Source organism: Fusibacter sp., from assembly GCF_057447755.1.
Genome location: NZ_JBVBZF010000331.1, coordinates 1 through 3,844 on the forward strand (window position 1 = coordinate 1; position 3,844 = coordinate 3,844).

The following is a 3,844-nucleotide window of genomic DNA, read 5'->3' on the forward strand; positions in this document are numbered from 1 at the left end:
AGCATAGTATAGCCTGCTGCCTCTAAAACACTTTTGAAGCCGTTTTCACGGTCCATGGTTGAATTTGTAGCAGTGTTTACACCGACAATACCAATTTTTCCGCTTGTTTTGCCAACTGCTTTAAGCTCTGCAATCATGGTTTCACCTGCAAGAACGCCCGCTTGGTAGTTATTTGTAGAAAGTGTTGCAATTGCAGGCTCATCTGCCGCTGAGTCCACATAGATGATTTTAACACCTTTTGCCTTTGCATTTTTAACCGCTTCGGAAATTGCCTTTGGATCATTTGCTGCCAATAAAATCAAGTCTGCCTTGTCTGCAACAGCATTGTTAACGGCTTCAATTTGTTTTGCATTGTCTTTTACATCTGGTGCATCCCACTTGTAATTCAATCCAAGTGCTTGAGCCATGCTTTTTGCACCTGCATCAACATTTACCCAGTGCTGATCCATTTTGTCCATTGTGATTAAATATACTGTTTTTGCCGGCTCACTTGTCGCTGCCGTTGCGGCTACTTCACTCTTAGAAGAACATCCTGCAAAAGCAAATGCCACGATCACCATAATAAGTACAACTGATAAAATTCGTTTCATGTGTTTACGCCTCCATAAATTATTATTTTAACATGGCACCCTTGCCATGATAAAAACCCTTTATGCCTTACTAAACCACTTTTTAAGATCTACCTTGCCACTTCTAGCAATTCGATCAATCAATACCGAAATGATTACGACGATGCCAATTACTAGATTTCTAAGTGCTAATGGCGCGCCGGCAAATTGAAGTCCATTGTTTAAAACACCCCATATGAAGGCCCCTATGACGGTTCCAAAGAGTAGGCCCTGACCACCCATCGTGCTTACGCCTCCAATTACAGATGCCGCTACAGCGTTGAGCTCATAAGTTGTGCCTGCATTCATGGTCCCCATGCCACTTTGTGCCGTGAGCATTAAGCCCACCACACCTGCCAAGAAGGCACTAAAGACATAAACCTTTGTCTCTGCCAGTATGACGTTAACACCTGAAAGTTTTGCCGCTTCATAGTTACTGCCAATCGCATAGGTGTGTCTTCCTGTTCTTGTTTTGGAAAGGATGAATGTAAAAATGATGAACAGGAATATGCCAATCCAAATCGGATTGTAGAGCCCCAGTGTGCTGCCATAATAAAACAAGTCTTTAAAGCCGTTTGCCGTTTCAGGGATGCCATCTGTATTTAAGTTGCCATTTACAAGCTGTGCAATTCCCCTTGCAATAATCATGGTTCCAAGTGTTGCAATAAAGGCTGGCAACTTTGTTTTTGATACGAGTAACCCGTTTACTATACCAACGATTAAACAAGCAATTATCGTTATTATAGAAGCCAATACTGGGTTCATTTGTGCCGCTGTCATCAAGGTGGCAGAGATCATACAGGACATACCAGCTACAGACCCTATTGATAAATCAATGCCACCCGTTATAAGAACAAAGGATTGTCCCATACCAATAATCATAATCGGAACCACCTGTCTGAGTAGGTTTGTGGTATTATCTACTGAGAAAAACGATGGATTAATCACACCAAATATAATCGACATGATTATCAATGCGATGGATACAGAGATCACCTGCCCCATCCCTCTAATTGAAAGTACCTGTTTTAAAAATTTATTTTGCATTATTCTCTCTCCATCCATTAATTATACTTAGTAGCATATCGCATGATTTCATCCTGTGTCGTTTCCTGAGTCTTCAAATTTCCTGTAATCCTACCATTACACATTACCAAAATTCGATCACTCATTCCCATAACCTCTGGCATTTCAGATGAAACGTAAATAACGCCAATACCCTTTTCTTTAAGTGCATTCATGATATTGTAGATTTCAACCTTAGCAGCGACGTCAATACCTCTTGTAGGCTCATCGAATATGACAACCTCAGCATGTCGAACCATCCATTTACCGACGACTATTTTTTGTTGATTCCCACCAGACAGATTTTTTGTGATCTGGTCTGGCGAAGGGGTTTTTATTTTCAAACTATTGATCGCTTCTCTTGTAAGTTCATTTTCTTTTTTACGATTAACAATCCCTAAAGCCGAACAGGTCTGATCAAGATTTGCAAGACCAATATTTTCTCGTATGGAAAGTTTGGTGCAAAGACCTTCTTTTTTGCGATCTTCAGGTCCTAAAACGATGCCGTTTTGTATTGCATCTTTTGGTGATTTAATTTTTAATAGGCTGCCATGTAGTATAATTTCGCCACTTTCAATTGCTTCGGCACCAAATATGGCTCTGACAAGCTCAGTTCTCCCTGCACCCATCAAACCTGCGATGCCGACGATTTCACCCTTGTAAAGATCAAAGGAAACATCCTTGACGATTCCTGAACTTAAATTTTTGACTTGGAGAATTTTATCGCCTCTTTGGCAAGATACCGAAGGAAACTTATCCTTAATTTCTCTGCCGACCATAAAAGAGATGATTTCATTGATTGAGGTCTCTTTAAATGGCTTTGTCGTAATATAGCGTCCATCTCTGAAGATCGAAACTCTATCGGTTATTTTTTCAAGTTCTTCAAGCCTATGAGAGATATATATTATGGCGCATCCGTTTGATTTTAATTGATGTATCATTTCAAAGAGTTCTGTTATTTCCCGATCAGAAAGTGCCGATGTGGGCTCATCCATGATTAATATTCTGGCATTTGTTGAAAGTGCTTTTGCAATTTCCACCATTTGTTGCTTTGAGACGGGAAGCTTCTTTAACAATAGGTCCGGTTGTATATTCATTTTCAAAGAAGAAAGTATGGCCTTTGCATCCTCGTTCATCTCCTTTTGGCTCAAGTAGCCAAATTTACTCTTTTCCCTGCCTAAAAACATATTTTCAGCCACGGTCAAGTCTTGGCACATGTTTAGTTCTTGATGAATAATTGCAATGCCGAGCTCTTGTGCTTTTTTAGGTGTCAAATCGCCTACATCTTCACCATCAATAAAATATTGACCTTCGTCCCTTTGATAAATACCACTGATGATTTTCATCAAGGTTGATTTTCCTGCACCATTTTCACCTAGCAAGGCATGTACCTCACCTTTTTTTAGATTAAATGAGACCTGATCTAACGCTTTTACTCCTGGGAAGGACTTGGAAATTCCCTCTAATGTCAATAAATACTCAGACACCTCTGCGCCTCCTCGATAATACTTTGATTTGATTCTATTTTATCAAAACAAAAAGCCCTCTTCTAAGGGCATTTTTTTGAATATAAGGTGTATTATTTCGAAGTTATGACAATTTTTGTCCCACTTTGATTGAGTTCAGAAAGATTTGAGGTCAATGCTAAAATTGAAATTCCTCGATCTAATAAAAGCTGTATATGCTTTGCTGTGGTCTCTCTAAGTTCAACATCTATTGAACTAAAAGGGCGCATACAAACAACGAGCTTCGGATGATATAAATGCCATTTTAAATAGGCAAGCTTCTGCTTGGTATAAACTGACAGCTCGTCTGTATACATGAGTAGTTCATCGCCTTCAAAAAACTTGCCGTATTCTTCTAGGCAACTATTTCTAAAGCGATTTTTTAACCAAAAGTGCTTTGTTTTTTGCTCTGATGCGAAACACAAGTTATCAATAGCCTTTAAGTTAGAAAAGAGGAGCTTATCCGTTGGCATCTCAGGCATAAAGGCAATGCCCTGTCTTAACCCATGTGATGCTTTAAAGGGTTTGTCTCCAATTTTAATTAGGCCGTGTGTCAAGGGCTCATTCCCTGTGATGATGTTGGCAAGACTCTCAATAGCACTTCCTTCTGAGTCGAGAAGTGTGATTAACTCACCCTGTTTAATTTTAAAGCTTATTGGATAAAAA

General features: G+C 39.5%; 4 protein-coding genes. All 4 read right to left on the reverse strand.

Features of this window, described 5'->3' with window-relative positions:
* Positions 1-590: substrate-binding domain-containing protein (locus AC220I_RS19570; protein WP_486725549.1), on the reverse strand; the 590-nt coding region annotated here is incomplete at its 3' end.
* Positions 591-650: 60 nt separating this feature from the next.
* Positions 651-1,655, reverse strand: a complete 1,005-nt coding sequence (locus AC220I_RS19575) for an ABC transporter permease (RefSeq protein ID WP_486725550.1) — start codon at positions 1,653-1,655, stop codon at positions 651-653.
* 17 nt (positions 1,656-1,672) lie between these two features.
* Positions 1,673-3,160: a sugar ABC transporter ATP-binding protein gene (locus AC220I_RS19580; protein WP_486725551.1), complete on the reverse strand. Its 1,488-nt coding sequence runs from the start codon at positions 3,158-3,160 to the stop codon at positions 1,673-1,675.
* Between the two features lie 92 nt (positions 3,161-3,252).
* Positions 3,253-3,844 (reverse strand): ATP-binding cassette domain-containing protein (locus AC220I_RS19585; RefSeq protein ID WP_486725552.1); only part of this gene is annotated, 592 nt, incomplete at its 5' end.